General features: G+C 60.1%; 4 protein-coding genes. 2 read left to right on the plus strand and 2 right to left on the minus strand.

Annotation, left to right across the window (positions count from 1 at the left end):
- Together RSO01_RS46580 and RSO01_RS46585 are read left to right on the plus strand one after the other, a co-directional pair.
- A partial coding sequence (locus RSO01_RS46580) for a hypothetical protein (RefSeq protein ID WP_218037688.1) occupies nucleotides 1–204 on the plus strand: 204 nt, incomplete at its 5' end.
- A 631-nt stretch (nucleotides 205–835) separates the two neighbouring features.
- Nucleotides 836–1,261, plus strand: coding sequence for a hypothetical protein (locus RSO01_RS46585; protein WP_147157446.1), 426 nt, complete (start codon nucleotides 836–838; stop codon nucleotides 1,259–1,261).
- Here RSO01_RS46585 and RSO01_RS46590 read toward each other — a convergent pair.
- Together RSO01_RS46590 and RSO01_RS48790 are read right to left on the minus strand one after the other, a co-directional pair.
- Nucleotides 1,258–1,497: a hypothetical protein gene (locus tag RSO01_RS46590; protein ID WP_147157447.1), complete on the minus strand. Its 240-nt coding sequence runs from the start codon at nucleotides 1,495–1,497 to the stop codon at nucleotides 1,258–1,260. The genes RSO01_RS46585 and RSO01_RS46590 overlap by 4 nt on opposite strands.
- Before the next feature lie 481 nt (nucleotides 1,498–1,978).
- A partial coding sequence (locus RSO01_RS48790; protein WP_218037689.1) for a hypothetical protein occupies nucleotides 1,979–2,219 on the minus strand: 241 nt, incomplete at its 5' end.

The raw sequence follows: 2,219 nt of genomic DNA on the forward strand, positions 1-2,219 counted from the left end.
GACAAATTCCGCGGATCTCGCATGCTCGGTAAGGTGCAATGGACTGGCGATGATGAGGCATGGGAGGCGATCTGCGCCCTGCACGCTGATAGCGAGCTCGTCGCCTTCCGGGAGAGTAACGGCACGGTCTCAGTCGAGACCCCGGACGGGCGGCGGGTGGCCGCCCAGGTCGGTGACTGGATCGTCAGGAGCGAGGCCGCCTGATCGAGCGGGGAGGCCAGGATGACCTCACTCGGCCAGCAACGCCATACCTCTTGTCGTCGTTCCGGACGGTCGTCGGTAGCGTGAGTGGCCGGCTCAGAAGATCGACTTACGCCGAAAGGGCATTCGCCGGCCGCGCCGGTCTACAGCGACTTCGGCCTGCAGACGCGCCTTCATGGGTAACACTCAGCGGCTTCTGGCCTGCCAAGCGCCGTCCCTCAGCCGCAGATGCGAGGATAACGATACGGCTTCGCCATTCGTCAGCTTGCGAAGCATGTCGAGTTCGAGATTGCTCAGGTTGGGCCGCATATGGCCAGAAAACGCTCGGCGCTCGATCGCGTTCCGGGCCGACGACTGGTCCGCTTGCTACCTATGCGGAAAAGTGGCCCGCCATCTACGGTCTCCCCCGGCGGGCGATTCTGCACCCGACCATGTAGCCGGCCTGCCGAAGGTCGGCGGCGCGCGCCGAAGCAGCAGCGGGTGTTGAGTACAACTCCGCAATGCCGCCCAGACGCTTGGGATGTGTCACCCAAAGCGACCACTTGCCAGGGATGCCTTCCGGGACCATCGCGCACGGTACGCCAAAGCAACCGGAGGCGATGTGCAATTTCGCACATTGTGCCTTGAGGGGCATATGCCGGTCGCTGATCTTGCGACGATGCGCTGCTATTTTTTGCGCGACGACAAAATTCAGAACGTGGAGCTGCTGCGAGACGGCTCCGACGAGGACCTGATCGAGCAGGCCAGGCGCCTGTTCCAAGAGCACAACGGCGACCAGAAGTACGACGGTTTTGAAGTCTGGAGCGGGTCGCGGTTCGTTCATCGAGAATCGATGGGACCACCTCTGCACGGATCGACACGGGAACCGACTTCCGGGAAGCGCGTTCGTCGCCAAAAATGGGTGATGCTGCTCGAAACGCTGGCCAGTTTCAAAGCTGTCCCGCTCGCCTCATTCCCTCACGAGGTTCTCTACCTGGTCAGTCGGTCGCGGGATCAAGCCGACGCCGGTGGACGCCTGCATTTACTCCGGGGGTGTCTGCCGGTCTCCCGGCTTGCTTAGTTTTTCGAGCTTGAGAACGGGAAGATTACGGAGTCTGCCTCCAGATCTTGTAGGACGGCGAGCTTGTCCGGTTGGATTGTTGATACCGCTTCCGCAGACGGCCTGATGGCGTTGGCCAGTCGGCGCCACACAGCAGCAGACGCCAGCATCCCGGCCCTCTTGTCGGGAAGGTCGGTGATGCCCGCCGTGTGCTCGCACGCTTGCGCGAGGTGCAAATAGAGTTCTTTGACTCTCATTCTGGCCTCTCTACGGTAAGGATTGCCGCTGAGCCAGAGACGTTGTGCGACCCATCGGGGGTCATGAAAGTCTTGTTGGTAGTCGACTAGGCAGGATTTCAGCGAGGAAAGCGCTCTCGCGGGGAAGGCGCTTAGGGCACCCAAGGCCATGTCGAAGTCTCGGCGGCAGATACACACCGCCGGCTTCACCGTCTTGGTTTCCTCGAATCGATGAACACCGTCGGGAACTTAGGGTGTGTGGGATGAGCAGTGGGAAGCTGCTCGCAAGTGCCCGACGGTGGTGGGCGAGCATGTACATGCCAAGCAGCAATCACGGAAGGCGCGCGCTGTGGCAAATCGGTGGTAGTAAAATTGCACTAAACATCGCTCATGTCCCGGTAGCATAGATAGGACTGCAATCTCTTTGGCGTAGAAACGAGTTTATTGCATTGAGTGATGATAGTGCGCCAAGTCTTCGACGTAGATCGAGTGCGGATGCAGGCTAGGACATGTTCTCACACCCGCTTTCGACCAAACTCCATAATCTTAGCCGATTGAGCGGCCCGGCGGTGAACAACAAGCGGCCGATTACATCGATCCATACGTCACGCGCTGCTTCAATTGACAGGCCGTGGTCTTCACGCATCCGGCCCCAACGCTCGAAGGCAGTCAAAATGTCCAAGCCAATTAGAAGCTGAGCGCGCTCCGGCTCAAGCAAGATCGACAGCTCGGGCCCGTACACT

This window comes from Reyranella soli, from assembly GCF_007992495.1.
In the GTDB taxonomy this organism is placed as follows: Bacteria; Pseudomonadota; Alphaproteobacteria; order Reyranellales; family Reyranellaceae; genus Reyranella; species Reyranella soli.

Coding starts and splice junctions, on each gene's coding strand:
- RSO01_RS46590 (WP_147157447.1), bottom strand. CDS start 1,497: ATGAGAGTCAAAGAACTCTATTTGCACCTCGCGCAAGCGTGCGAGCAC.
- RSO01_RS46585 (WP_147157446.1), top strand. CDS start 836: ATGCCGGTCGCTGATCTTGCGACGATGCGCTGCTATTTTTTGCGCGAC.